The sequence below is a fragment of the Lentzea rhizosphaerae genome (genome assembly GCF_042649515.1).
GTDB lineage: Bacteria > Actinomycetota > Actinomycetes > Mycobacteriales > Pseudonocardiaceae > Lentzea > Lentzea aerocolonigenes.
This window is the reverse complement of the sequence record NZ_JBHRZI010000044.1, coordinates 133,306-159,395: the sequence shown is the minus strand read 5'-3', so window position 1 is coordinate 159,395 and position 26,090 is coordinate 133,306. Positions and strand designations below refer to the sequence as shown.

25 protein-coding genes are annotated in these 26,090 nt (G+C 70.0%); 13 read left to right on the top strand and 12 right to left on the bottom strand.

All coding sequences use genetic code 11. The annotated features are described in order from the left end of the window. Both ACFOWZ_RS41445 and ACFOWZ_RS41440 read right to left on the bottom strand, forming a co-directional pair. Positions 1–431, bottom strand: a 431-nt coding sequence (locus tag ACFOWZ_RS41445) for a DUF222 domain-containing protein (protein WP_382379467.1), incomplete at its 3' end; no start/stop codon positions are given. A gap of 504 nt (positions 432–935) precedes the next feature. Continuing rightward, a complete protein-coding gene (locus ACFOWZ_RS41440) occupies positions 936–1,541 on the bottom strand; it encodes a hypothetical protein (protein WP_382379466.1) in 606 nt (201 codons plus the stop codon). Positions 1,542–1,792: 251 nt separating this feature from the next. Here ACFOWZ_RS41440 and ACFOWZ_RS41435 point away from each other — a divergent pair, with 251 nt between their 5' ends. Next, a complete protein-coding gene (locus tag ACFOWZ_RS41435) occupies positions 1,793–3,109 on the top strand; it encodes a hypothetical protein (RefSeq protein ID WP_382379465.1) in 1,317 nt (438 codons plus the stop codon). Here the strand turns inward: ACFOWZ_RS41435 and ACFOWZ_RS41430 are convergent. From ACFOWZ_RS41430 to ACFOWZ_RS41420, 3 genes are all read right to left on the bottom strand, one after another. Continuing rightward, positions 3,099–3,863 carry an endonuclease/exonuclease/phosphatase family protein gene (locus ACFOWZ_RS41430; protein ID WP_382379464.1) on the bottom strand — a complete coding sequence of 255 codons (765 nt, stop codon included), beginning with the start codon at positions 3,861–3,863 and terminating at the stop codon, positions 3,099–3,101. The two genes, ACFOWZ_RS41435 and ACFOWZ_RS41430, sit on opposite strands and share 11 nt — an antisense overlap. A 60-nt stretch (positions 3,864–3,923) precedes the next feature. After that, a complete protein-coding gene (fusA, locus tag ACFOWZ_RS41425; protein ID WP_382379463.1) occupies positions 3,924–5,909 on the bottom strand; it encodes an elongation factor G in 1,986 nt (661 codons plus the stop codon). A gap of 240 nt (positions 5,910–6,149) precedes the next feature. Further along, complete coding sequence (locus ACFOWZ_RS41420) at positions 6,150–6,776, bottom strand: hypothetical protein (RefSeq protein ID WP_382379462.1); 627 nt, start codon at positions 6,774–6,776, stop codon at positions 6,150–6,152. Positions 6,777–6,827: 51 nt separating this feature from the next. Between ACFOWZ_RS41420 and ACFOWZ_RS41415 the strand changes: the two genes are divergently transcribed. The 4 genes from ACFOWZ_RS41415 (at position 6,828) to ACFOWZ_RS41400 (ending at position 11,289) form a co-directional block, all read left to right on the top strand. Further along, entirely contained in the window at positions 6,828–7,415 is a 588-nt protein-coding gene (locus tag ACFOWZ_RS41415; protein ID WP_382379461.1) for an SGNH/GDSL hydrolase family protein, read from the top strand. 71 nt (positions 7,416–7,486) lie between these two features. Then, complete coding sequence (gene xylA / locus ACFOWZ_RS41410; protein WP_382379460.1) at positions 7,487–8,635, top strand: xylose isomerase; 1,149 nt, start codon at positions 7,487–7,489, stop codon at positions 8,633–8,635. Between the two features lies 1 nt (position 8,636). Next, entirely contained in the window at positions 8,637–10,019 is a 1,383-nt protein-coding gene (xylB, locus tag ACFOWZ_RS41405; RefSeq protein ID WP_382379459.1) for a xylulokinase, read from the top strand. Positions 10,020–10,149: 130 nt separating this feature from the next. Then, on the top strand, positions 10,150–11,289 hold the full coding sequence (locus ACFOWZ_RS41400; RefSeq protein ID WP_382379458.1) for an ROK family protein: 1,140 nt from the start codon (positions 10,150–10,152) through the stop codon (positions 11,287–11,289). Here the strand turns inward: ACFOWZ_RS41400 and ACFOWZ_RS41395 are convergent. Next, positions 11,246–11,563 (bottom strand): DUF6223 family protein, encoded by a 318-nt coding sequence (locus ACFOWZ_RS41395; protein WP_382379457.1) that lies wholly within the window; start codon positions 11,561–11,563, stop codon positions 11,246–11,248. The two genes, ACFOWZ_RS41400 and ACFOWZ_RS41395, sit on opposite strands and share 44 nt — an antisense overlap. Before the next feature lie 132 nt (positions 11,564–11,695). On the opposite strand from ACFOWZ_RS41395, the gene ACFOWZ_RS41390 reads away from it, so the two are divergent. Both ACFOWZ_RS41390 and ACFOWZ_RS41385 read left to right on the top strand, forming a co-directional pair. Then, positions 11,696–12,778, top strand: a complete 1,083-nt coding sequence (locus ACFOWZ_RS41390; RefSeq protein ID WP_382379456.1) for a sensor histidine kinase — start codon at positions 11,696–11,698, stop codon at positions 12,776–12,778. Continuing rightward, positions 12,775–13,431 carry a response regulator gene (locus tag ACFOWZ_RS41385; RefSeq protein ID WP_382379455.1) on the top strand — a complete coding sequence of 219 codons (657 nt, stop codon included), beginning with the start codon at positions 12,775–12,777 and terminating at the stop codon, positions 13,429–13,431. The genes ACFOWZ_RS41390 and ACFOWZ_RS41385 overlap by 4 nt, the downstream gene beginning before the upstream one ends. Here ACFOWZ_RS41385 and ACFOWZ_RS41380 read toward each other — a convergent pair. Further along, the gene (locus ACFOWZ_RS41380) at positions 13,395–14,240 is read right to left on the bottom strand and encodes a patatin-like phospholipase family protein (protein WP_382379454.1); all 846 of its coding nucleotides are present in this window, start codon (positions 14,238–14,240) and stop codon (positions 13,395–13,397) included. The two genes, ACFOWZ_RS41385 and ACFOWZ_RS41380, sit on opposite strands and share 37 nt — an antisense overlap. Before the next feature lie 146 nt (positions 14,241–14,386). On the opposite strand from ACFOWZ_RS41380, the gene ACFOWZ_RS41375 reads away from it, so the two are divergent. Next, positions 14,387–16,942, top strand: coding sequence for an MGH1-like glycoside hydrolase domain-containing protein (locus tag ACFOWZ_RS41375; RefSeq protein ID WP_382379453.1), 2,556 nt, complete (start codon positions 14,387–14,389; stop codon positions 16,940–16,942). Beyond that, entirely contained in the window at positions 16,939–18,321 is a 1,383-nt protein-coding gene (locus tag ACFOWZ_RS41370; RefSeq protein ID WP_382379452.1) for an alpha-amylase family glycosyl hydrolase, read from the top strand. The genes ACFOWZ_RS41375 and ACFOWZ_RS41370 overlap by 4 nt, the downstream gene beginning before the upstream one ends. Here ACFOWZ_RS41370 and ACFOWZ_RS41365 read toward each other — a convergent pair. Both ACFOWZ_RS41365 and ACFOWZ_RS41360 read right to left on the bottom strand, forming a co-directional pair. After that, positions 18,263–19,273 carry an AI-2E family transporter gene (locus tag ACFOWZ_RS41365; protein WP_382379451.1) on the bottom strand — a complete coding sequence of 337 codons (1,011 nt, stop codon included), beginning with the start codon at positions 19,271–19,273 and terminating at the stop codon, positions 18,263–18,265. The genes ACFOWZ_RS41370 and ACFOWZ_RS41365 overlap by 59 nt on opposite strands. Then, positions 19,273–19,725 (bottom strand): DUF7144 family membrane protein, encoded by a 453-nt coding sequence (locus ACFOWZ_RS41360; protein WP_382379450.1) that lies wholly within the window; start codon positions 19,723–19,725, stop codon positions 19,273–19,275. The genes ACFOWZ_RS41365 and ACFOWZ_RS41360 overlap by 1 nt, the downstream gene beginning before the upstream one ends. A gap of 112 nt (positions 19,726–19,837) precedes the next feature. Between ACFOWZ_RS41360 and ACFOWZ_RS41355 the strand changes: the two genes are divergently transcribed. The 3 genes from ACFOWZ_RS41355 to ACFOWZ_RS41345 are packed head-to-tail and all read left to right on the top strand — an operon-like array spanning position 19,838 to position 22,650. After that, positions 19,838–21,658: a glycoside hydrolase family 15 protein gene (locus ACFOWZ_RS41355; RefSeq protein WP_382379449.1), complete on the top strand. Its 1,821-nt coding sequence runs from the start codon at positions 19,838–19,840 to the stop codon at positions 21,656–21,658. Positions 21,659–21,694: 36 nt separating this feature from the next. After that, positions 21,695–22,180, top strand: coding sequence for a DUF1269 domain-containing protein (locus ACFOWZ_RS41350; protein ID WP_030468670.1), 486 nt, complete (start codon positions 21,695–21,697; stop codon positions 22,178–22,180). Then, positions 22,177–22,650, top strand: a complete 474-nt coding sequence (locus ACFOWZ_RS41345) for a potassium channel family protein (protein WP_382379448.1) — start codon at positions 22,177–22,179, stop codon at positions 22,648–22,650. Before ACFOWZ_RS41350 ends, ACFOWZ_RS41345 begins: the two co-directional genes overlap by 4 nt. On the opposite strand, the gene ACFOWZ_RS41340 is transcribed toward ACFOWZ_RS41345, so the two are convergent. From ACFOWZ_RS41340 to ACFOWZ_RS41330, 3 genes are all read right to left on the bottom strand, one after another. Continuing rightward, the gene (locus ACFOWZ_RS41340; protein ID WP_382379447.1) at positions 22,616–23,905 is read right to left on the bottom strand and encodes an MFS transporter; all 1,290 of its coding nucleotides are present in this window, start codon (positions 23,903–23,905) and stop codon (positions 22,616–22,618) included. The genes ACFOWZ_RS41345 and ACFOWZ_RS41340 overlap by 35 nt on opposite strands. 106 nt (positions 23,906–24,011) lie before the next feature. Further along, positions 24,012–24,716, bottom strand: coding sequence for a hypothetical protein (locus ACFOWZ_RS41335; RefSeq protein WP_382379446.1), 705 nt, complete (start codon positions 24,714–24,716; stop codon positions 24,012–24,014). Next, positions 24,713–25,714 (bottom strand): hypothetical protein, encoded by a 1,002-nt coding sequence (locus ACFOWZ_RS41330; RefSeq protein WP_382379445.1) that lies wholly within the window; start codon positions 25,712–25,714, stop codon positions 24,713–24,715. Before ACFOWZ_RS41330 ends, ACFOWZ_RS41335 begins: the two co-directional genes overlap by 4 nt. Before the next feature lie 135 nt (positions 25,715–25,849). On the opposite strand from ACFOWZ_RS41330, the gene ACFOWZ_RS41325 reads away from it, so the two are divergent. Continuing rightward, a complete protein-coding gene (locus tag ACFOWZ_RS41325; RefSeq protein WP_382379444.1) occupies positions 25,850–26,074 on the top strand; it encodes a hypothetical protein in 225 nt (74 codons plus the stop codon). Positions 26,075–26,090 lie beyond the last annotated feature (16 nt).

Sequence of the window (26,090 nt, the reverse complement as noted above, 5' to 3'; positions counted from 1 at the left end):
TTCCCGCCCAGGGTGCGCACGGTGCGGGGCTCGAAGGTGCGGGCGTAGCCCACCACGGTCTCCTCGTGCTCGGCGGGCACGGTCTTCATCACCGCGGCCACCGCCGCCACATGCTCGACCGACAACACGCCCTCGGCCACCGCCTGCGCCGTCAGCGGAAGCACCGGGGCGAGTTCACTACCGGTCGGGGTGATCTCGCCGGTCAGCAGTGCGGCGGTGTCGATCCACCGCGTGGCGACATGCAGATCCCAGCGGACAACATGCCGCAACACCTGCGGCAGATTCCTGTACCCGAGCTCGCTCGCGGCTCCACGCCGATCCAACTCGGCGACGATCTGCAACGCGGCATTTTCCCGGACCCGGATTTCCGTCACCTCGTCGACGAGACTGCGCAGCAGCTCGTCGGTAGGGAGGAGGCGGGTTTCGATCACGTGTTCTACCCTACCGCAAGATCACAACAAGATAACGGGAAATGTCGAACACAATCGAGTGAATCACCCAGCCGACCCCACCCGGAACGCGATACCGAAGGCGAGCCGTACAGGACAATGCGTCATCAGGTAAGCGGTAATGACGTAAGCCGAACAACCCAACGCGACCACGCACACGTGCGATTGGGGCTTGACTTTGGGAGCGAGGTGCTAGCCTTTTCGGATCGGGCGGGTGCGAAGCATCCGACCTTTTCCGCCCGACACAGCGCCTCGCAAGGGCCCCGAAGTCAAGCCCCAATCGCAATCGTCGCGAAGCGGCGATGAAATGACCCGGCTCGTCATACGACCCAAAGCGACCACCAACACAAAGGCGACACGACCGCACAGGTGCCCCCTCCGCTGGAACCCGCGCCGAACCACCCCAAGCCGACCCGCGCAAGCCCCAACGCAAGCCGACCTCTGCAAGCCGGACCGCGCGAACCGACCCCGCACCCCCAAAGAACCTCAGTAAACGCAGGACGGCCGATACCCGTCGACCCTCAACCCGCGAAACTCAAGATCGTTGGGCGTCTTACCCACGAACACCAGCCCACGAGCATCATCAAGAGCCTCAGCAAGCGGATACGCAGGCGCACCGAGCTCCGGCAACACAGTCCACCGAGACGGCGCGAAGCTGAAGAACCGAGTCACCATCCGCCCACGCGTCGACGGGATCTTGGTGACCCACTTGTCACCACCACTCCAGTGCGACGCCGGCCGCAACTGCACGTACAGGTCGTCAGCAGCGCGGTAGGTCATCCAGAACCCACGAGACCCACTCAAATCGGCCTGCGCCTCGAACTCGTTGCCGAGCCACACGACCATGACGTGCCAGTCGTTCGACAGGAACTTGATCTTCGCGGTGTAGCCGTGCCGAGCAGGGACGAGGATGCTGCCGGTCGCAGGCTCAGTCACACCCTCACCACTGGCCAGCCACTGCTGCAACCGATCAATGGACGGCGTGTCGCACTCACGGCCGTGAGAGGCGGAAGCGGCAGCCGTGGTGCCGGACAAGAACAGCAGCGCGTACGCGATCACCACGACGCGGCCGAGCGTTGAGTTCATGCGCATCTGGCGGACGGTAGCGGAAATTGGTATGAACCATTCCGTTCACCGTTGACGCCACGCCAGTTACCCAGGACAGCGGATTGTGAGCCCTGTTCACAACAGCCACTGTGTGCCTGGTGCACCCCGCCAGATGCATTGCATTGTTAAGTGTCGTAACGGTTCTGACCGTTCAACCCACACCGGCCGCAGCGTCGGAGGGCTGTTCCCCCACCGTCGACGAGCGGAAGTTCGCCTCGGCTTCCACCTTGCGCGCGTTGAACGCCACCGTCGCCGCGTTCGGTGTCCGGTCGACCGGTAGCCCGGCCCACCAGCGCCTGATCTCCTGGCTGGAGCGTCACGTCGACCGGCTTCCCGGTGTGTCCGTGCGGTCCGAGCACTTCGGGATCCAGCGGTGGCAGCCCGGGCCTGGGCTGCTCGTGTCGGACGGCGTGGTTCCGGTCGCCGCCGCGATCCCCTACTCCGCGCCCGGTTTGCGCTCGGGTGAGCTGGTCAGATTGCCCGCCAGTACGCCGATCACGACGGCCAACGCGCGCGGGAAGGTGGTGCTGCGCGAATTCCCGGCCGTCGACCGCGGGTATCTCGCCGAGCCGTTCCTCAACCAGGACATGGTCGACGCCGGACTTGCCGAGGCCGCTGGGGTGGTCGTCGCCTTTCCGTTTCCACACGAGCAGATGAAGGGCTACTGGGATCCTCATCTCGGCACGCACTACCGGGTGCCAGGGGTGTTCGTCGGGGCGGACGCGGCGGCGAAACTCAACCCCGGCGCGCAGACGACGGTGGGGGTTCTCGCAGCGCGCACACCGGCCGTGACGCGGTCGTTGGTCGCCACGCTGCCCGGCATCAGCAACGAGCGGATCGTGCTCGACACCAACACCGACGGCGTGGGATGGGTGCAGGAGAACGGAACGGTCGCGCTCCTCGCCCTCGCCGAGCACTTCGCCCGCCTGCCGTTGCGGTGCCGGCCGCGGACGATCGAGTTCGTGTTCGCCACCGGACATCTGCACCGGCCCGCCGAGGGCAGCGAGTTCCGGGCCCGTGCGCTCGACGCCGAGTACGACTCGGGGTCTGTTGCGTTCGCGTTCGTGCTGGAGCACCTGGGCACGCGGGAGTTCCTGCCCGGCAACGGGTCTCTGCAGCCCACAGGTGCGGCGGAGCCGTCGGGGTGGTTCGCGGGCAGTCCCGCGCTGACCCGGGCCGCCTTCACGGCGCTGTCCGGACGGGGCGTGGATCGCACGTTCGTCCTGCCCGGCACCGACGTTCCCGTGCCGGACAGGGCGCCGCCGCAGTGCTCGTTCGGTGGCATCGGCACGCACTTCCACTCGCACCTGATCCCGACGATGGCGATGATCTCCGGACCGTGGACGCTCTGGGCGCCCGCGTTCGGCGCCGAGGCCGTGGACCACGAGCGCATGCGCCGTCAGGTGCTCGCCGCCGGTGACGCCATCACGGCGCTGAGTCCCGTACCGCGGGACCAGATCGCGGGGCCGTACGCCGACCTTCGCAAAGCTCGAGCCGGTGGTGCGCCGACGTGTTCGCACGAGCTGCCGCCGGAGTGGGCGCCTAGACCCTGATCAGCGCCTGCACCGGCAGGTGGTCGGACGGGTACTGGCCGCCGCGGTGGTAGGTGTTGATCGCGGCGGCCTCGACGGTGACGCCGCGGGTGAGGATCCAGTCGATGCGCGGGCCGTCGGGGACGAGCGGGCCGTAGCCGTGGAACGTCCCGTACGCCGGGGTGGTCTGAGGGCCTGCGAGCCACGAGTCCTCCAGCCCTTCGGTCAGCAGGGAGTACGTCGGTGACGCCGTCGCCACCGCGTTGAAGTCACCGGTGAGCACGACCGGGAGCTTCAGCGTGTTGATCCGCTGGTGGACGAACTCCGCGCTGCGCAGGCGGGAGTTCTCCGACTCGTGGTCGAAGTGGGTGTTCACGACGACGAACTGCCTGCCCGTCGCGCGGTCGGCGAACCGGATCCACGTCACCATGCGGATCACGTTGTTGCCCCACGAGCGCGAGCCCACGACGTTCGGCGTCGCGGACAGCCAGTGGTGGTCGAACTCGAGCGGTTCCAGCCGGAGCGTGTCGAAGAAGACCGCCATGAACTCGTCGTGGCTGCCACCCGCGCGGCCGAGCCCGACCCAGTCGTAGTGGTCGGGCAGGTCGTGGGCGATGTCGAGCAGCTGGCCGTAGAGGCCTTCCTGCGTGCCCAGCACCGCGGGCAGCTCGTTGAGCAGGAGCTGGGCCATCACGGGTCGCCTGGCACGCCACGAGTTCGGCTCGGCGTCCGAGGCGTAGCGCAGGTTGAACGACATGACGTTCAAGGTCGACATTTGACCGAGCATGGCACAGGCCGGCTGTCAAAAATTCAACACAGCCGGCCTGCGTTCCACCTATGCGGCCGCGTAACCGGTCGGGCGGGCCGAGAACGTGCCGCGGCCCTGTGTCCGGCTGCGCAACCTCGTCACGTACCCGAACATCTCGGCCAGCGGCACGCTCGCCGTGACCACCGTCGTACCGGCCCTCGCCACGGAACCGAGGATCCGGCCCCGGCGCGAAGCGAGGTCACCCAGCACGCCGCCGAGGTACTCCTCCGGCACGGTGACCGTGACCTCGGCGATCGGTTCGAGCAACGTCATCGCGCCGGCTTTCAGGGCCTCGCGCAGGCCCAGCCGGCCGGCCGTGCGGAACGCCATCTCCGACGAGTCCTTGACGTGCGTGGACCCGTCGGTGAGCGTCACCCGCAGCCCGATCACCGGGTGGCCGAGCGGTCCCTCGGCCAGCGCGTCGCGGCAGCCCTGTTCGACCGCGCGGACGAACTCCTGCGGCACGCGCCCGCCGGTGACCGCCGAGCGGAACTCGAACCCGGTCTCCAGCGGCTCGGTGTCGATGACGACGTGAGCGAACTGGCCGGCACCTCCGTCCTGCTTCACGTGCCGGTAAACGAAACCCTTGACACCGCTGGCAACGGTCTCGCGGTAGGACACGCGCGGGCGTCCCGTGGTGATCTCGATGCGGTGGGTCGTGCGCGCCTTCTCCACCGCGACCTCCAGGTGCAGCTCGCCGAGGCCCGACAGCACCGTCTGGCCGGTCTCCGGGTCCGTCGCCACGCGCAGGGACGGGTCCTCGTCGACCAGGTGCGCGAGCGCCTCGGTCAGCCTCGCGTTGTCCGCGCTGGTCCGCGTCTCCACGGCCACGGACACGACGGGGTCGGCCGACACCGGCGGTTCGAGGAGCAGCGGAGCCGTTGGCGCGCACAGGGTCGTTCCCGTGCGAGCCGATTTCAGCCCCACCAGCGCCACGATGTCACCCGCGACGGCGCAGTCGACCGGCGTGTGCCGATCGGCCTGCACCCGCAGGATCCTGCCGATGCGTTCGTTCCTGCCGCCCACCTGGACCGTCTCTCCCTTGTGGAGGGTGCCCGAGTAGACGCGGACGAACGTCAGCCGCCCGGTGGCGGTGGCGTTCACCTTGAACACCAACGCCGCGAACGGCGCGTCCGGATCCGGTTCCCGTTCCTCGCCGTCGACGCCGCGCACCGCCGGAACGTCCACAGGGGACGGAAGATACGCGATCACCGCGTCCAGCAACGGTTCCACGCCCCGGTTCCGGTACGCCGAGCCGCACAGCACGACGGTTCCGAGACCTCGCCGAGTCAGTTCCCTCAGCGCGTCTCTCAGCGTCTGCTCGGACAGTCCTCCCGCGAAGAACTCCTCCACGACCTCGGGATGCAGTTCCGCCACCGCCTCCTCCAGCAGGTGACGGCGCCGTTGTGCCTCTGCCAGCAACGTTTCCGGCACCGGCCCTTCGGTCAGGGAGTCCTCCCAGGTGAGTGCGACCATCCGCACCAGGTCGACGACGCCGGCGAACCCGTCCTCGGCACCGATCGGCAGCTGCACGACGAGCGGCACGGTGTGCAGCCGCGTTCGCAGCGACTCCACGACCGTGTCGAGGTCCGCGCCGGGCCGGTCGAGCTTGTTGACGAACGCGATCCGCGGCACGCCGTGCCGGTCCGCCTGCCGCCACACCGACTCGCTCTGCGGCTCGACGCCCGCGACACCGTCGAACACGGCGACAGCGCCGTCGAGCACCCGCAGCGACCGTTCGACCTCGTCGGAGAAGTCGACGTGGCCGGGCGTGTCGATGAGGTTGATGCGGTGACCGTCCCACGTGCAGCTCACGGCCGCGGCGAAGATCGTGATGCCGCGGTCGCGCTCCTGCGGGTCGAAGTCCGTGACGGTCGTGCCGTCGTGGACCTCACCGCGCTTGTACGTGGTGCCGGTGGCGAACAGAACCCGTTCGGTGAGGGTGGTCTTGCCCGCGTCGACGTGGGCGAGGATGCCCAGGTTGCGGACGGCGTTCAACGTGGTCGTGCGCATGGCTGAGTGCCTTTTCGTGGTGAAAGGACGTGCAGGTCAGCGCGATGAGCCGACGAACGGCGTGTTCGTCAGACGCTCCGGTGCCCGGCGCGCAGCGGGCAGCCGGGGTGCGAGGACACGAGGATCACGTCGAAGCGGGACGGGAGGACGACAACGGCGGTACGCACGGCCGGTCCCTCCTCGTCGCTCGGTGATGTTGATCGTGGAGTGTAGACACACGAACGCTGCCACGACAGCGGTTTATCGACTCAGCAGCGCCTGGGTCTTCCCCGCGACAGAGCGAACAACCGGCCACAGCTCGTTGTTCAGCCAGTTCGCCACACCGGCCGTCGCGATGGTGTCCAGGAGCTCGCGCAGCTCGTGGACCGCGTCCACCTCCTGCTGGTCGCGGAACACGTCGCCGAGCTCGAACGAGAGCCGCGGGTTCATGACGTCCTGGACGGCCCACTGCTGCAGGACGTGTCCCGGCGTCACCTGAGCGAGCCGGTAGTAGAAGTCGGCGCGCTGCAACGGCCGGCGCACTCCCGCGTGGATGGCGGCGTCACGTGCCCACCACTCGACGACCTTCTCCGCTTCCTCCCGCGACTCCCACTGCCGCAGCTCGCGCCGCTTCAACGGCTTGGTGAGCTGGCGCTGCACGGCCGGCTGGTAGACCCCGCGCACGCGGAAGTTCGTCAGGTGCACGCGCGCCAGGACCATCTGGGACACAGGTCCGGGGCTGCCGCGGTGCCGGCCGACCACGACGACGTCCTGCCCGCCGTCACCCCACTGCGGTGGCAGCACCCACACCTTCGTGCCGGCCGAGAAGTGCTTCAGATCGGTGGCGGCGACGTTCGCGACAACGCACCACCCCAGGAGTTCGTCCACCGTCACAGTCTGCGGCGGAACACCGTCCCGACGCTCGCCGTTTTACGGGACATGCGTCTGCGTCTGCTCGGTGACTCCATCGCCGCGGGCGTCGGCAGCACGCGTCAAGAGGACACTCTCGGCCCACTGCTCGCCGCACGTCTCCGCGCGGCAGGACATCACGTCGACCTGAGGGTCCACGCCGTACCCGGTGCCCGCTCTGCCGACCTGAAAGCGCAGGTCCGGACCGCGATCGCGGGCGGAGTCGACCTCGCCGTGATCGTCATCGGCGCGAACGACCTGACCAGGTTCGTCCCCGCCCACGTCGGCGCGCAGCAGCTGCACGACGCCGTCGCGGACCTTCGCGGTGCGGGTGCGCAGGTCGTCGTCAGCACCGCGCCCGACCTGAGCGTGGTCGCGCACGTACCGCCCGCGTTGCGCACCATCGTGTCGACCGTGAGCCGCGACTACGCCCAGGCACAGCTGCAGGCCGTCATCCGGGCGGGCGGAGTCGTCGCGCACGTCGAACGTGCCGTCTCGGCCCGGTTCGCCGCTGATCCGGCGTTGTTCGCCGCCGACCGCTTCCACCCGTCCGCCGCCGGCTACCGCGTCATCGCCGAGGCACTCGCGCCCGCGGTCGAGGCAGTTCTTCAAGCCTGACCGATTGCGATCACGGCACGCGCGTCGTACTGTCCGCACTAAGTTCAAGCATTGAACGAATGAGGTGGATCATGACGGCGCCCACTCCGGCGGACAAGTTCTCCTTCGGTCTCTGGACCGTGGGCTGGCCGGGTCGCGACCCGTTCGGCGACGCCACGCGCCCGGACCTGGACGTGGTCGAGGCGGTGCAGCGGCTGGCCGAGCTCGGGGCCTACGGGTTGACGTTCCACGACGACGACCTGTTCGGGTTCGCGGCGACGAACCGGCAGCAGCAGATCGACCGGCTGAAGGCCGCGCTCGACGAGACCGGCCTGGTCATCCCGATGATGACGACGAACCTGTTCACCCACCCGGTGTTCAAGGACGGCGGCCTCACCAGCAACGACCGCGGCGTGCGGCGGTTCGCGCTGAGGAAGATCCTGCGCAACATCGAGCTCGCGGCCGAGCTCGGCGCGAAGACCTACGTGCTGTGGGGCGGCCGTGAGGGCTCCGAGTACGACGTGGCCAAGGACGTGCGGGCCGCGCTCGACCGGTACCGCGAGTCCATGAACCTGCTGACCCAGTTCGTCACGGACCGGGGCTACGACATCCGGTTCGCGCTCGAGCCGAAGCCGAACGAGCCGCGCGGCGACATCCTGCTGCCGACGATCGGGCACGCGCTCGGGTTCATCTCGACGCTCGACAAGCCGGAACTCGTCGGGCTCAACCCCGAGGTCGGGCACGAGCAGATGGCCGGCCTCAACTTCGTCCACGGCATCGCGCAGGCGTTGTGGCAGGGCAAGCTCTTCCACATCGACCTCAACGGTCAGCGCGGCGTCAAGTACGACCAGGACCTGGTGTTCGGCCACGGTGACCTGATGAACGCGTTCGCGCTGGTCGACCTGCTGGAGACCGGCGGTTACGAGGGTCCGCGGCACTTCGACTACAAGCCGTCGCGCACCGAGGACATCAAGGGCGTCTGGGACTCCGCCGCGGCGAACATGCGGATGTACCTGCTGCTCAAGGAACGTGCCGCCGCGTTCCGCGCCGACCCCGAGGTGCAGGAGGCGCTGCAGGTCGCCGGCGTCGCCGACCTGGGCAAGCCGACCCTCAACGACGGCGAGTCCTACGACGACCTGCTGGCCGACGACAGCTTCGACCCGGAGAAGGCGGCCGAGCGCGGCTTCGGGTTCGTGCGGCTGAACCAGCTCGCGCTCGAGCACCTCGCGGGAGCGCGCTGACATGACGCTCGTCGCGGGCGTCGACTCCTCGACGCAGTCGTGCAAGGTCGTGGTGCGCGAGGCGGAGACGGGCGAGCTCGTCCGGGAGGGCCGCGCAACGCACCCGGACGGCACCGAGGTGCACCCGTCGCACTGGTGGGACGCGCTGCAGTCCGCGCTGTCGGACGCCGGAGGGCTCGACGACGTCGCGGCGCTGAGCGTGGCGGGCCAGCAGCACGGCATGGTCTGCCTCGACGAGGACGGCGAGGTCGTGCGGGAAGCGCTGCTGTGGAACGACACCCGTTCCGCGGCGGCGGCCGCCTCCCTGACCGACGAGCTGGGCGCGCAGCAGTGGGCGGAGCGGATCGGACTGGTGCCGGTCGCGTCGTTCACGATCACCAAGCTGCGCTGGCTCGCCCAGCACGAACCGGCCAACGCGGCGCGCACCGCGGCGGTCTGCCTGCCGCACGACTGGCTGACGTGGCGGCTGCGCGGCACCGGGGACCTGGGCGACCTGGTCACGGACCGCTCGGACGCGTCCGGCACCGGCTACTTCGACTCGGTGACGGACAAGTACGTGCCGGACCTGGTGTCGCTGGCGCTGGGCCGTTCCGACGTGGCGCTGCCGCGTGTGCTCGGTCCTGCCGAGTTCGTCGACGGTCCGGTGCGGCTCGGCGCGGGTGCCGGTGACAACGCGGCGGCGATGCTGGGCGTGGGCGGCGGCGCGGACGTCGTGGTGTCGCTGGGCACGTCCGGCGTCGTCACGGCGACGAGCGAGGTGCGGGCGTCGGACGCGTCCGGGATCGTGGCGGGCTTCGCGGACGCCACGGGCCGGTACCTGCCGCTCGCGTGCACGTTGAACGCCGCCCGCGTGCTGGACGCGACCGCCCGGATGCTGGGCGTCGACCTCGCGACGCTCAGCTCGCTGGCGCTGTCCGCCGAGCCGGGCGCGGAAGGCGTGGTGATGGTGCCGTACCTGGAGGGAGAACGGACGCCGAACCTCCCGGACGCGACGGGTGCGCTGCACGGCTTGACGCTGACGAACGCCACACCGGCGAACATCGCGCGTGCCGCCGTGGAGGGCATGTTGTGCGGGCTCGCGGTGGGGCTCGACGCACTGGCCGGGCAGGGTGCGGACGTCACCGGTGTGCGGCTGGTGGGCGGTGCGGCGGTCTCGCCCGCGGTGCGGGAGATCGCGCCGGTCGTGTTCGGGGTGCCGGTGACCGTGCCGGCGCCGGGTGAGTACGTCGCGGACGGTGCGGCCCGGCAGGCGGCGTGGACGCTCACGGGTGGTGCGACACCGCCGGAGTGGACGCTCGCGGAGAGCCGGCGGTACGAGGCGGACGCGGTGCCGGAGGTGCGGGCTCGGTACGCCGACGCGGCGCAGAAGTACCTGAGCCGATGAGCACGCGGAGGACCGGCGGGGTGTGGGGCCCGGGGGCGAGCGGGATGAACGGCTCTTTTGTTCACCTGAGGTGGACAAAAGAGCCGTTCATCCCGAACTCGGGCACCAGCATTCGGCGATACTGGGGCCGATGACCACCGTCGACCACCTGCGACAGGTTCGCCTCGGCAACCTGCGAACGGTCCTGCTCGCACTCGTCGACCGTCCCGGCTCGCGGGCCGACCTCGCGGCCCGCACCGGTCTCACCAAAGCCACCCTCTCCAACCTCACCGAACCGTTGCTGGCCAACGGGATCCTCCTCGAGGAGCCCGCGGCCCTCACCGGCATGGGCAGGCCGTCCAAACCACTGCGCTTCCACCCGGACGGCCCGGTCGCGATCGGCGCGGAGATCAACGTCAGCCACCTCGCCGTCGAGACCCTCGGCCTCGACGGCGAGACCCTCCAGCGCCACCTCGTGCCCACGGACATCCGCAAGGCCACGCCGGACGAGGTGCTCGACCGCGTCGCCGAGCTGATCAACCAGATCTCCGGCCCGCGCAAGCACCTCGGCGTCGGTCTCGCGATCCCCGGCGTGGTGCACGACGGTGTCGTCGTCAGAGCCCCCAACCTCCCGAAACTCGTCGGCGTGCCACTCGCCGAAGGGCTCGGCCGCCGCCTCGGCCTCGACGTCGAGCTCGACAACGAGGCCAACGTCGCAGCGCTCGCACACCTGTGGCCGCACCACCTCGCCGGCGAGGACTTCGTGCACGTCTCCGCCGACGTCGGCATCGGTGCGGGCGTCGTTCTCAACGGCGAGGTGTACCGCGGGGTCAGCGGGTTCGCGGGCGAGCTCGGGCACGTCGTGATCGAACGCGACGGTGTCCGCTGCACGTGCGGCAGCCGGGGCTGCGTCGAGCGGTACGCGGGCCTCGACGTCATCCTGCGCGAGGCGGGACGGCGCCGGCTCGACTCGCTCCAGAAAGCACTCGACGCGGGCGATCCCAAGGCGCTCAAGGCGGTCCGCGACGCCGGTGAGGCGCTCGGGGTCGGGCTGGCGACGCTGATGAACCTCTTCGACGTGCCGACAGTCGTGCTCGGCGGCAGCTACGCCGTGCTGCACGAGCACCTCAGCGCCGCCGTTCAGTCCGAAATGGACGGCCGGGTGCTCGCCGGCGGAGAGCGCCACACCCGGCTGGTCGCCTCACCCCTCGGCGAGTTCGCCGTGGTGCGGGGTGCGGCGGGACTGGTCACCCGGCGCGCCGTGCACCAGCCCGAACGCCTTTTCGCATAGCCAGTCCGCCCAGGCCGGCGGCGGCCAGTCCCACCAGCAGGGAGAGGTAGCCGCCGACGATGCCGTAGCCGGTGCCGGGACCGCCCTCGGCCATGAGCACGACCAGCAGGCCGATCACCGCCCCGACGGCACCCGCGCCCACGGCCGCGACGCCACCCCGGCCACGCCTCACCGCCAGCACGCCCAGCACAACACCGACGATTCCGATCGCGGCGCCCACCAGCGACCAGGCACGTCCCGCGGTCATCTCATATGCAGCAACAGCAAGAGTCATGGCAAGAGCATGTCTTCGCCGCCCACCGCGAGTCGTCGTGCGCGCGCAGACAACCACTACTGCGCTCGTAGTAGATCAACAGTCCTCCCCGTGCAGGATCTACCAGCGCGAACATCGGATTAAGGTGCACCCATGAACGCGCGCTGGCTGGACTGGGTGATCGCCATCGGGGTGGCGGCGAGCCTCGTGAGCGCCGGACACCCCGCCACCGGCCCCGGTTACGCGTTGCTGGCCGCGAGCGGGCTCGCGCTGGCGGCACGCAGGACGGCGCCGGTCGCGGTGCTGGCCGCCACGGGACTCCTCGCGCTGGGCTACCAGGCGACCGGCGCCGACGTGCCGGTGATCGCGTTCCTGTTCGCCGTCTACTCGACGATGAGGGCGGGCCACCGGGTCGTCACGGTCGCCGGTTCGGTGCTGATGCTCGCCGCGCTCCCCGTCGCGGCGCTGCTCTCGCCCCGCGACCTCACCACCTACGAGGCGTTCGCGCAGAGCCGGGACGTCCTGCAGATCGCGTGGCTCATCGCCGCCGCGGCCGCCGGTGAAGCACTCAGGCAGGCCGAGCGCAGGGCCGACGAGGCCGAGCGCACCCGCGAGGAGACCGCGCGCCGCCGTGCCAACGAGGAACGCCTGCACATCGCGCGCGAGCTGCACGACTCGCTCACCCACCAGATCTCCGTGATCAAGCTCCAGGCCGAGGTCGCGGTCCACCTCGCGCAGAAGCGCGGCGAGGACGTGCCGGAAGCGCTCGTGACCATCCGGGACGCGGGCAGGGAGGCGGCCAGGGAACTCCGCGCGACGCTGGAAGCGCTCAGGGACGACGACAAGAACCCGCCGCACGGCATCGACGACGTCGCCGAACTGGTTCAACGCGCGCGAGCCACCGGTCTCGACGCGCAGCTGACCATCGAGGGCCGCAACACCGACGTGCCGGCCGCGGTGGAACGCACGGCGTACCGGATCGTGCAGGAGTCGCTGACGAACATCGCCCGCCACGCCGCCGCCGCGACCGCGCAGGTCCGCATCGACTTCCGCCCCGACGCGCTGCTCATCCGAGTCGACGACGACGGCAAGGCCTCCCCCAAAACCTCCGAACCGGGCGTCGGGCTGCTCGGCATGCGTGAACGCGTCACGGCGCTCGGCGGCAGCCTCCAGGCCGCACCGCGCACCGAGGGCGGGTTCACCGTGCAGGCCGAACTCCCGGTGGCACAGCCGTGATCCGCGTGCTGCTGGTCGACGACCAGCCGTTGATCCGCAGCGGCTTCCGCGCGTTGCTCGACGCGGAGGACGACATCGAGGTCGTGGCCGAGGCGGCGAACGGCTCCGAAGGCGTCGACCAGGCCCGGCGGCACCTCCCGGACATCGCGCTGATCGACATCCAGATGCCGGAGGTCGACGGCATCGAGGCGACCAGGCGCATCGCCGCCGATCCGGCCCTCGCGGCCGTCCACGTCGTGATCCTGACCAACTACGGCCTCGACGAGTACGTCTTCCACGCGCTGAAGGCAGGCGCGGCCGGGTTCCTCGTGAAGGACGTGCAGCCGGAGGACTTCCTGCACGCCGTCCGGGTAGCGGCCCGCGGTGACGCACTGCTCGCCCCGTCGATCACCCGCCGGCTGATCGACCGGTACGTCAGCCAGCCGCCGCGGCAGAACGTGAGCCTCGGGCAGCTCACCAACCGCGAACGGGAAGCCGTCGTGATGGTCGCCCGTGGTCTGTCGAACGACGAGATCGCGGCGGCCATGGTGATCAGCCCGCTCACCGCCAAGACGCACGTGAACCGCGCGATGACGAAGCTGCACGCCCGTGACCGCGCGCAGCTCGTGGTCATCGCCTACGAGTCGGGCCTGGTGGTGCCGCAGGCCGGATGAACGGGCCCAGGCAGACACCCCGCGGCCAGCCAGTCACGCGTACTGACGAACGCCGCGTCGATCAACTCCTGCGCCCGCCCGAAGTCCCCTGGTGACACCCGCAACGGGCACAACGTCGGCACCACCCGCAGATCGACGTGGTCGCGATACCGCTCCACGTCCAGCGCCAACCGGTGGTTGACCAGCAACGTCAACGCCTGCAACGCAACCCCGATCGCACTGCGCGGCGGCGACGTCAACGCACACGCGTACCCGGTCGGCAGCACCCACACCCGATCGGCACCCAGCTCGACCGCGTGCGACACGGGATTGTTGTTCACCGCGCCGCCGTCCATCAGGTAGCGGCCGTCGAGCAGCAGTGGCGGAAACACCGCGGGAATCGCGGTGGAGGCGAGCACCGAGTCGACCGCGTTTCCCTTGGAGAGCAGCACTTCCGCGCCCGACAACACGTCCGTGGCGCCCACGTGCACCGGGATCACCGTGCCGGTCAGGTCGATCGAGCCCAGCGACCGTTCCAGCAACCGGCGCAGAGAGGACTGCGGCACCAGGTGGTCGCGGAACCCCAGCAACCCGAGCAGGCCCTGCACCGGCCGAAGTGGGAAGACATCCGTCCGCCTCAACGACACCCACAAAGACACGAGAGAGTCCACATCGGACGGATGTAGCGCGAACCACGCGGCGTTGGCCGCGCCCACCGAGGTGCCGACCATGAAGTCCGGGCGGACATCGGCTTCGGTGAGCGCGGCCAGCATGCCGACCTCTATCGCGCCCAAGCTCCCACCGCCTGCGAGCACGAACGCGGTCGCCATGTCCTCATCCTCCCCGCCGGGCACGGGAACAAGCGAGGGGCCAACTCCTCCGCGACGGGTGGCGGCACGGCCCCGAACCATCCGCACCGGATGAACCGGCGCACCCGATCTTCCGGCGAGCCTGAACACCCCAGCGGAGACGAGAGGTGGGCGACGTGGTCAGCGCGGAGAAGCAGAGGCTCAACGAGGCCGGTCCGTGGCGGAGGTGGGGGCCGTACCTGAGCGAACGGCAGTGGGGCACGGTCAGGGAGGGCCACGACCCGAGTGACGCCTGGACGTCGTTCACCCACGACCAGGCGCGGTACCGGGCCTACCGGTGGGGTGAGGACGGGCTGGCCGGGTTCAGCGACGACCGGCAGCGGGTCTGTCTCGCGGTGGCGCTGTGGAACGGCAAGGACCCGATCCTCAAGGAGCGGTTGTTCGGCCTCACCAACGGCGAGGGCAACCACGGCGAGGACGTCAAGGAGTGCTACTACTACCTCGACGCCACGCCGACGTCCTCGTACCTGCGGATGCTCTACAAGTACCCGCAGGCCGAGTTCCCCTACGAGGACCTGGTCGCCACCAACGCGGCGCGCACCCGGCTCGAGCCCGAGTACGAGCTGCTCGACACCGGGGTGTTCGACGACGACCGCTACTTCGACGTCGTCGTGGACTACGCGAAGGCGGGTCCCGAGGACGTGTTGATGCGCATCACCGCGCACAACCGCGGGCCCGAGGACGCCTCGTTGCACGTCCTGCCCACGTTGTGGTTCCGGCACACGTGGTCGTGGGGCGGGGACATCCGGCAGCCGACGCTGCACGTCTGCGAACCGGGCACGGTCCGCGCGGAGCACCCCGACCTCGGCGTGCGGTGGTGGTACGTCGCACCGCCGGCGCCGATCCTCGTGACGGAGAACGAGACCGACAACGAGCGGGTGTTCGGCTCGCCCAACGCCACCCCGCACGTCAAGGACGGCATCGACCGCTTCGTCGTCCACGGCGACACCACCGCGGTCACGCCCGACGGTGTCGGCACTAAGGCCGCTGCCCACCACGAGCTGCACATCCCCGCCGGGCGCAGCGCCACGATCAGGGTCCGGCTGACCGACACCAGTCTCCAGGACCCGTTCGACGGCTTCGACGCGACGATCGTGCAGCGGCGGGACGAGGCAGACGACTTCTACGACGAGGTCCTCGGCGGCGATCCCAGGAGCGACGAACGGCTCGTGTGCCGGCAGGCGCTCGCGGGACTGCTGTGGTCGCGGCAGTTCTACGCGTTCGACGTCGAGCGCTGGCTGACCGAACGCGGCACCGATCCCCTGGGCGCCGACCAGAACTGGCGGCACCTCGCCGCCGAGGACGTCATCGTCATGCCGGACAAGTGGGAGTACCCGTGGTTCGCCGCGTGGGACCTGGCCTTCCACGCGGTGCCGCTGGTGATCGTCGACCCGGAGCTCGCGAAGGAGCAGATCGAGCTGCTGCTCACCCGCCGCTACCTGCACCCCAACGGCCAGATCCCCGCCTACGAGTGGAACTTCGGCGACGTCAACCCGCCGGTGCACGCGTGGGCTGCGTGGTTCGTCTACCAGTACGACCACGACAAGGACTTCCTGGCGCGGGTGTTCCCGCCGTTGCTGCGCGCGTTCAGCTGGTGGCTCAACCGCAAGGACGCCGACGGCAGGAACCTGTTCCAGGGCGGGTTCCTCGGGCTCGACAACATCGGCGTGTTCGACCGCAGTGCACCGCTGCCCACCGGCGGGCGCATCGACCAGGCCGACGGCACCGCGTGGATGGCGTTGTACTGCCAGAACCTCATCCAGATGGCGCTGGAGCTGGGTGAGACCGAGCAGGCCGCGATGCTGCTGGAGAACCTCGCGTGGATCGCGGCGGCCACCGGTCACGTCGGCAGTGGCTTGTGGGACGAGGAAGACGGCTTCTTCCACGACGTGCTGCGCCACCCGGACGGCACCTCCACGCCGTTGAAGATCCGGTCCGCCGTCGGGCTGCTGCCACTGGCCGCCGCGACCGTGATCGGTGCGGACGTGCGTCGCGAGCACCCCGAGCTGATCGACGGCATGCGGGAGTTCCTCGACCGGCACCCGGCGGTGCGGGCCGCGTTGTGGGGACACGGCGCGCAGGCCGACGCGGAGGGCCCGGTGCTGTTCGCGTTGTTCGACGAGAGCCGTCTGCGCCGGATCCTCGCGCGGATGCTCGACCCGGAGGAGTTCCTGAGCCCGCACGGGATCCGCTCGCTGTCGCGCTGGCACGCCGAGCACCCGTACGAGCTCACCGTCGACGGGGTCGAGCACCGCGTCGGCTACCTGCCCGCCGAGTCCGACAGCGGCATGTTCGGCGGCAACTCCAACTGGCGCGGACCGGTGTGGCTGCCGATCAACGTGCTGGTCATCAGGGCGTTGCTGCACCTGCACGAGTACTTCGGCGACGGCTTCACGGTCGAGTGCCCGACCGGGTCCGGGCGTCACCTGAACCTGCGGGAGGTGGCGCGGGACATCGGCGAACGGCTGCTGGACACGTTCCTGTTCGGAGTGGACGGTCGTCCGGTCCACGGTGGACAGACCAGGTACCGGGACGAGCACTGGCGGGACCTGCCGTTGTTCTACGAGTACCTCCACGGCGACAACGGCGCGGGCATCGGCGCCAGCCACCAGACCGGGTGGACCGCGCTGATCGCCCTGCTGCCGCGGGAGGTGGCGCGATGAGCTGGCCGGACCAACCCGTCATCTACGAGATCAACACCGCGGTGTGGCTGCGAGAGCTCTCACGGGCAGCGGGCAGGGAGATCACGCTCGGCGAGGTGCCGTCGTCCGCCTGGCACGAGGTCACCCCGGCCGGGGTGGACGCCGTGTGGCTGATGGGCGTGTGGGAACGCAGTCTGCTGGGGCTCGCGATGGCCAACGCGAACCCCGGCCTGCGGGCGTCGTTCCACGAGGTGTTGCCGGACCTGCGCCCGGAGGACGTCACAGGGTCGCCGTACTGCGTGCAACGGTACGTGGTGGCTGAGGCGTTCGGCGGCGACGAGGGCCTGGCGAAGGCACGGGCCGAGCTCGCGGCGCGTGGTGTGCGGCTGGTGCTCGACTACGTGCCGAACCACGTGGCGCCGGACCACCCGTGGGTGCTGGATCACCCGGAGTTCTTCGTGCGCAACGACAACGGAGATCTGGAACGGGGACGGGACCCCTATTTCCCCGCCTGGCCGGACGTCGTGCAGCTCGACGCCTTCTCCCCCGCGCTGCGGTCCGCGGCGACGATGACGCTCAGCTCCGTCGCCGCCCGGTGCGACGGCATCCGCTGCGACATGGCCATGCTCGTCACCAACGAGGTCTTCGCCCGCACCTGGAACCGGACGCCGCCGGAGCAGGACTACTGGCCGGAGATCATCGGCGGGCTGCGGGCGGAGCACCCGGAGACCGTGCTGATCGCCGAGGCCTACTGGGACATGGAGTGGGCGCTGCAGCAGCAGGGCTTCAACTTCTGCTACGACAAACGCCTCTACGACCGGTTCATCAGCGGCGAAGGCATTCGTGACCACCTGAAGGCCGACACCGGCTACCAGTCACGGCTCCTGCGGTTCCTGGAGAACCAGGACGAGCCGCGCATCGCGCACGAACTGCCGCCCGCCGCCGCCCGTGCCGCGGCGGTGGCGATCGCGACACTGCCGGGAGCGACGCTGTGGCACGAGGGCCAGTTCGAGGGCAGGCGCGCCCGGCCGCCGGTGTTCCTCACCCGGCGACCGGACGAGCCGCTCGACCACGACCTCGCCGCCTGGTACAGGCGGCTGCTCGCGATCGTGCACGACCACCGGGTGCGGCGCGGTGACTGGCGCCTGCTCGAAACCGAGGGCTGGCCGGACAACCAGTCGTGCCGGCAGCTGCTGGCGTGGACGTGGACAGCGGCCGACGGCACCCGGCACGTCGTGGTCGTGAACTTCTCCGATCGTCCTGCTCAGGGACTGCTCCCGGTGGAGCTGCACCGGTACACCGATCTGCTCGACGGCATGGTCTACGAGCAGGACGACGATCTCAGCCCCCTGTACGTGGCGCTGGAGCCTTGGGGATGTCATCTCTTCGCGGCGGCCTGAGCAGGGCCGCCGCCCACCCCGCCGCCGGGTCGACGTCGACCAGCAGCACCTTCACCAGCACGGTGAGCGGTACCGCGAGCAACGCGCCGAGCGGGCCGAGCACCCAGGCCCAGAACACCAGGGCCAGGAAGGTGACGGTGGTCGACAGCCCGGCGGCGTCCCCGGTGAACCGGGGCTGGATCAGCGACTGCACCACGAAGTTCAGCACTCCGTAGAACACCAGCACGGCCACCGCCCGGCGCGGGCCGTGCTGCAGCAGTGCCAGCACGGCGGGTGGTGCGACGCCGAGGAGGAACCCGATGTTGGGGATGTAGTTGGTGACGAACGACAACACGCCCCACAGCAGCGCGAGGGGAATGCTCAGCAACGCGAGCGCCACCGTGTCCAGCACCGCCACGACGAGCCCGAAGACCGTCGTGACGACGAGGTAGCGGCGGCTGCGGCGGACGAACTCGGTGAACGCCTCCCGCAGGTGCGGCCGGTCCACCGCGATGTCGGCCAGCCGCGAGTTCGCCCAGCCCACCTCGACACCCAGGAACAGCAGCAGTGCCAACAGGAACACCAGGCTCGTGGTGAGGCTCGTCAGCTCGGAGAGCAGTCCGCCGATCGCACCCATCAACTGGCCGCGGTCGAGGCCGTTGATCGCCCGTTCGGCGCGCACGACCAGCTCGTCGCGCGCGAACTCCGGGAGCATCGACGCGAGCCGCGCGCCCGACACCGCGACCGTGACCGCCACGGTCGCCAGCACACCGTAGACCAGCACGACCACGGTGAGCGTCGCGAGCCACGGCGGCGCGCCGCGCCCGCGCAGCCACCGGTGCACGGGACTGATCGCGATGACGACCAGCAGCGCCAGCATCGCCGGCGCCACCAGCCACGCGACAGCCCGCACACCGGCGACCACGACGACCGCGGCCGCGCCACCGAGCAGGATCGTGAGTGCGCGTGGCATCAATGCCGTGACGGTTCGTACGTCGTCGTTGTCATGGACTTCGCCTGGGAACCGTGGACCACGACGGCCCAGATCACCGTGACGCACAGGGCGATGACGATCGTGGACCACACCGGGTGCACCGACACGAACATCAGCTGCGCCACCGCGTTGACGACCGCGAGCACCACCGCCACCACTCGCGCCCACGCGGCACCGGACATCAACGCGCCGCCCGCGAGCGCCACCAGGATCCCGATCAGAAGGGTGATCCAGCCCCACGCGGTGATGTCGAAGACGAGCACCTGCTCCTCGGTCACGACGTAGTACTCACCGCGGAACAACGCCACCAACCCCTCGACGGCGTTGAACGAGCCCATGATGATCATCATGATGCCCGCGAACCAGATCCAGCCGAGCCAGCCTGTCTCCCGCATCGTGCCTCCGTTGTCCGGAATGGGTTGTGCGGTCACCGTGACACCGGCGCGCGGTGCGGATCTTCACCCGTTCCGCGCGAGAGGCGGCGGGGTCCTCCGTCCCGGCGGGTGAAGACCTGTCGTGGCCTCGCCGGTGACTGTCGATCCCATGACGACACAACCCCCGTACCCGCTGATCGCCGACCACGGCCTGATCGGCGACCTGCAGACCGCCGCGCTGGTGTCCACCGACGGCACCGTGGACTGGTTCTGCAGCCCGCGGTTCGACTCGCCGGCGGTGTTCGCCTCGCTGCTCGACCGGCAGCGCGGCGGGTTCTGCCGCATCGCGCCCGCGGGTCGCACCGGACGTCAGCTGTACTTCCCCGACACCGCGGTGCTGATCACCCGGTTCATGACCGACGAGGGCACCGGTGAAGTCGTCGACTTCATGCCGCCGCTGCCCGACCACGACGCGACCGAACGGCACCGACTGGTGCGGATCGTGCGGTGCGTGCGCGGCCGCATGACGTTCGAGGTGGACGTGGCGCCGCGGTTCGACTACGGCCGCCGCGCCCACCGCGCCCGGATCACCGACGACGGGGTGGTCTTCGAGTCCGGTCGGTCCGGTCTCGTGCTGCACGCGGTGCGCGAACCCGGCGATCCGCGGCTGGTGTCCGGGGAGATCACCGCGACGCAGGACCTGCACGCGACCCTCTCCCTGGTGGAGGGGCAGACCCGCGGTGTCGTGCTGGAGTCCGGCGCCGCGGGTCCGCCGCGTGCCGTCACCTCCGCGCAGGCGCGCGAGCTGTTCGACGCGGCCGTGATGTTCTGGCACGGCTGGCTCGCCCAGTCGGCCTACCGCGGCCGGTGGCGCGAGGCGGTCGACCGCTCGGCGATCACGTTGAAGCTGCTCACCTACGCGCCGACCGGAGCGTTGATCGCGGCACCGACCGCCGGTCTGCCCGAGCAGCTCGGCGGTGAGCGGAACTGGGACTACCGCTTCACGTGGGTCCGTGACGCGTCGTTCGCGGTGTCGTCCTTGCTGCGCCTGGGTTTCACCGAGGAGGCGACGGCGTTCGGGCGGTGGCTCACCCAGCGGTGCGAGGAGGGCGGCCCGCTGAAGGTGATGTACGCGGTGGACGGGTCGGCTGATCTCAAAGAACACGTCCTCGAGCACTTCGAGGGGTACCGCGGGTCGTCACCGGTGCGGGCGGGCAACGGTGCGGCCGACCAGCTGCAGCTCGACATCTACGGCGAGTTCCTCGACAGCGTCTACGCGGCGCATCTCTGTGGTGTGCGGGTGTCGCATCGGGGCTGGCACGCGGTGGTCGAGCAGCTGGATTGGCTGACGCAGAACTGGGACCAGCCGGAGGAGGGCATCTGGGAAACCCGCTCGGGCCGTGCCGACTTCACCTACGGCCGGGTGATGAGCTGGGTGGCGTTCGACCGGGCGATCCGCATCGCGTGCGCGGAGGGCAGGCCGGGGCCGGTGGAGCGGTGGCGTTCGATCCGCGACCGGATCTACGGCCAGGTCTGGGAACGCGGCTGGGACCGCCGGACGGGTGCGTTCGTGCAGCGGTACGGAGCATCCGCGTTGGACGCTTCGTTGCTGCGGCTGCCGCAGGTCGGGTTCGTCGCGCCGCGCGACCCGGTGTGGCTGGAGGCGTTGGCGGCCATGGAGTCCCTCGTCCACGACAGCCTCGTGCTGCGCTACGACACCGAGGCCGCGCCGGACGGGCTGCGCGGGTCGGAGGGCACGTTCTCGTTGTGCACGTTCAACTACGTCTCCGCGCTGGCGTTGTCCGGACGAACCCGCGAGGCGCGGCTGGTGTTCGAGAAGATGCTCACCTACGGCAACCACCTCGGGCTCTTCGCCGAGGAGATCGGCCTGAACGGTGAGCAGCTGGGCAACTTCCCGCAGGCGTTCACGCATCTCGCCCTCATCGACGCCGCCGTCACCCTCGACGAGCAGCTCACCCGGCGCGGGTGAGGACTGCCACCGTTGTTGTCTCGCACAGTTTCGGCCATGGCCACTTTGACCGTGTGGAAGTTCGACACCTCCGACGGGGCGCGCAACGCGCTCGACCTCCTGCAGAAACTCCAGGAGCAGCAACTGATCACCATCCGCGACACCGCGTACGTCTACTGGGAGGCCGATGCGAAGCGCCCGAAGACCAAGGAGCTCGGCAAGCTCACCGGCGCGGGTGCGCTCGGTGGCGCGTTCTGGGGTCTGTTGTTCGGGTTGATCTTCTTCATCCCGGTGCTCGGCGCGGCGATCGGTGCCGGCGTCGGCGCACTGGCCGGATCGTTGTCCCGCGCGGGCATTGACGACGACTTCGTCCAGGACGTCAGAGAGAGCGTCACACCGGGCACGTCGGCGTTGTTCGTCATGTCGGAGAACGCGGTCGTCGACCGGGTGGCCGACCAGTTCAAGCAGACGGGAGCCACGCTGATCACCACGAACCTCTCGACCGAGCAGGAGAAGCTGCTGAAGGAGACGTTCACCTCGTGACCTGGGCGGTGCTGCGACCGGCGGCGACTGTCGGGGTGCTGCTGCTGGTCTACTACCGCCTGCCGATGGACCAGCCGGAGGACGCGTACAGCGTGCTCCGGCTGGTCGCAGCTCTGCTGCTGGTCGGCGTGGTGTTCTGGTGGCAGGTGCGGACGATCGGGCGGTCCGCGCTCCCCGGCTGGCAGGGTGCGCAGGCCCTCGCCCTCGTGATTCCCCTGTACCTCTTGGTGTTCGCTCAGGCGTGTTTCCTGATGGAGAGGCACCAGCCCGGCAGCTTCACCGTTCCGTTGGACCGGACGGACGCGTTGTACTTCGTCGTCACGGTGTTCGCCACGGTCGGATTCGGTGACATAACACCAGTTTCGTCCGCCGCCCGCGTGCTCCTGACCGTGCAGATGGTGCTGAACCTGCTCGTGGTGGGCGTGGCGCTGAAGGTCATCCTCGCCGCGGTTCGCCGTCGCTCCGGATGAACAGCGCGAAGACGAGCCCGACGACGGAGAACAGCACGAGCAACGTGAGCGCTGCCCGGTACGGGTGTCCTGCGCCGGTGAGGACCGAGCCGACGAGCGCGGTGCCGAACGAGGACCCGAGGTTCGACACCGCGCGCGACACCCCGGACACGTCCGCCTGGTCGGCGTCGGGCCACCGCGACTGCACGACGTTCACCGACGCGGTCAGCATGATCCCGATGCCCGCGCCGAGCAGCAACAGCCCGACCGGTTGCTGGAGAGTGCCGGCGATCGTGAGCACGAACCCCGCGCGGATCAACGTGCGCTGGGCGTACTTGCGGGCGAACCGGCCCGCGAGGGCCGAGGTGACGAGCATGCCGGCGGTGGCGGGCAGCAGGGCGACGCCGGTCTCGATCGCGCTGAGGCCCTGTTGCTGCTGCAGGTGCACGGACAGCACGAAGAACGTCCCCTGCAACACCAGCCACTGCACCAGCTGCGTGCCGAGGCCGAGGTTCGAAGTGCGGTCCTTGAACAGCTTCGGCTCGCACAACGGGTTGCTGCTCCGGTTGATGTGCCAGGCGAACGCGGCCAGCACCACCGCGCCCGACCCGATCAGCAGCCACGTGATGCCCTGCCAGCCGTTCACGTTGGTGCGCAACACACCCAGCACGAGCAGGAACAGCCCTGCCCCCGACAGGAACGCGCCGAGGAGGTCGAACTTCCCCGGCGTGCCCGCGGTCTTCGGCAGCCTCCTGGCGAGCACGATGATCACCGCCACCACCAGCACCTGCACCCCGAACGACGCCCGCCAGCTGAACGTGCTCGTGATGAGCCCGCCCAGCAACGGTCCCGCCGCCGCACCCAGCCCGCCCGCCCCGGACACCACGCCGAACCCCCTGGCCCGAGCGGTCGGGTCGGTGGCGAGCGCGGTGACGAGGATGTAGATGGGCGGGATCATCAACGCCGACCCGACGCCTTCGAGCAGCGCGTAGCCGACGAACAGCAGGCCGGGGCCGGGGGCGAACGCGGCGAGCAGCGCGCCGGTGCCGTAGATCGTGAGGCCCAGCACGAAACACCGGCGGCGGCCCCACAGATCGGTGAGCTTGCTGCCCGGCACCATCAGCGCGGCCATGACGAGCGTGAACATCGTGATGGTGGTCTGGACGCCGGTGATCGTCGTGCCGAGGTCGTGCGCAATGGTGCTGATGGCGACGTTCATGTTGGTGGCGGCGTAGCTGGCGATGAACTGGGCCAGCGCCAAAGGCAGGATCTTCACCGGCCACCGCCCGCGAAACTTTCTTGATGAAGGGAACCTTCATCAACCTGAGGTTGATGAAGGTTCCCTTCATCAAGGTTGGTGCCGGTCCGCTCGGGGGGCGCCGTCACACGCCCTCCCCCACCCGCAGGTGCCCGGCGGCCTTGCCCAGCAACGAGTGCACGACCCGCAGCACGTCCGCCACCCGGTCCCGGTGCTCCCGCAGCACCTCCACCTGCCGTGCCGCCTCCCGCTGCATCCGGTCCGCCCGCATCCGCGCGGTCTCCTCGATCAGCTGGGCGTCGCGCAGGGACTCCTTGCGCCGCAACGCCAGCGCCAGTTCGAAGTCCTCCTGGACCTGGGCGCGCTGCCTGGCCGCGGCCTCGTCGAGCGCGAGGCGCCGTGCCTCGCCCTCGCGGACCAGCCGTGTCATGCGTTCGCGGGTGGTGGCGAGCAGGTCGCGGTGCTCGGCGTGGGTCTGCTGCGCGGAAGCCCAGACATGGTCCTCGATCGCGCCGGCCCGTTCGACGATCGCGGCGGCCTCCGTCAGGGCCGCGTCGACGGCGTGTCGGAGACGTTCGCCCACGGACTCGGGTGACAGCGGCTGACGGCACAGGCGGTCGATGCGGTCGCGCAACGCGCGGTTCTCCTCGCGCGCCGCCTCCAGGTTGCGGGCGAGCGACGCGGCTCGTGCCTCCGCCGCGTCGCGATCGGCTGCCAGGAGCGCGAAGTCGCGTTCGGCCTCGCCCACGTAGTACTGGACCTGGTCGCGGCGGTAGCCGAGCCACGCGACGTCGAACCCGGTGCGCAGCGGCAGGAGCTCGGTGGTCATGAGCGCACCAGGGCCAGGCGCGCGCGGCACAGGCCGCCGATGTTCTCGAACGGCGCGGACGGGACGCCTGCGGTGATCACGTGCACCCGCGTGCCGCTCAGCAGCGCGGCGCGGACCGCCACGTCGGCGAGCAGGCCGCAGCGGCGGGACGGGGACCATCCCCTCGCGACGTCGGTGGGAGCGGGGCCGTACCAGGCGGTGGCCGTGACGTCCTCCGGGTAGCCGACGATCAGATCGTCCAGACGGCCCGCGGCGATCGCGTTGAGCGTGTCCTCGACGCCCTCCACCGAGAGGTGCCGGACACGACCGCGTTCGTTGAAGTCGGCCAGCACCCCTTCGACGGACGACCGGGCGGCCGCGCGGGTCTCGGCGGCGATGCGGTTCGGCGTGAGGGCGCGGCCGGTCCAGCGAACCACGACGTCGCGGCGGACGGGGGCGGGCAACGCCTCCCACAGCGTGCCCACCACCTCGTCCTCCCCCGCGACCACCAGGAGCCTGGCCTCCTGGCGGTCGAGCATCTCCGCGCACGCCGCGGCGGCGGACCGCACGCCTTCTGGCCACTGCGGTTCCGGGTAGTTCAGCGAGATCCGTTCGGTGCCGCCCACGAGGTCCGCGCTGCACCGCCCGGCGGTCACGGCGACGCGCGGCGGGCGTTCCTGCAACCAGGCGAGCACCGGCAGGACGTGGGCCGGTGAGCTGAACCAGGCGAGGTCCAGATGGCGCAGGCCCGGCGTGTGGAAGACGCGCGGCGGCAGTTCCTCTCCCGCGAACGCCACGAGCGTGTCGGCCGTCGGGTGCAGGGATCGGGCCCGGTGCACCACTTCGCCGATCGTGTCGACGAGTTCCGGGCCGGCGCCGTCGCTGCGCAGCTGGTCCGCCAGGCGCAGCCAGCGTGCCCGCCACGACCTCAGCGGGCTCGATCCCAGGTAGACGGAGGCGACGGGACGAGCGGGACGGACGACGTCGATCAGGTCGCGCAGCGCGAGTCGATGGCTCATGGGGCACAGGTTCTGTGAGCGGGGACATCCGCTGCTTCACCCGCCGCAGGTGAACCCCCACGCCGCTACCGCCCGCGGAGGGGGAGGCCGCACACGTGTCCGGGCGAGCAACGTCGGTGCTGGAGGTGACCGATCTTGAGCCGTCAACCCGACCGTTCCCGTTCCCGGCGCATCGTGTTCGTCGTCGCCGTTCTCCTCGCCGTCGTCGCCACCGGCAGCAAGGAGGAGTGCGGCCCGCCCAGGACGACCGGGACGCTCGCGACGCTGTCGTTGCTCCCCAGGCTGATGGGCGTACTGGGACGGGGGCTGTGGCTGATTTCCGTTTCCAGCGGTTCGATCACGCGATCATGCCCTGACTAATCCCATCGGGAGACAA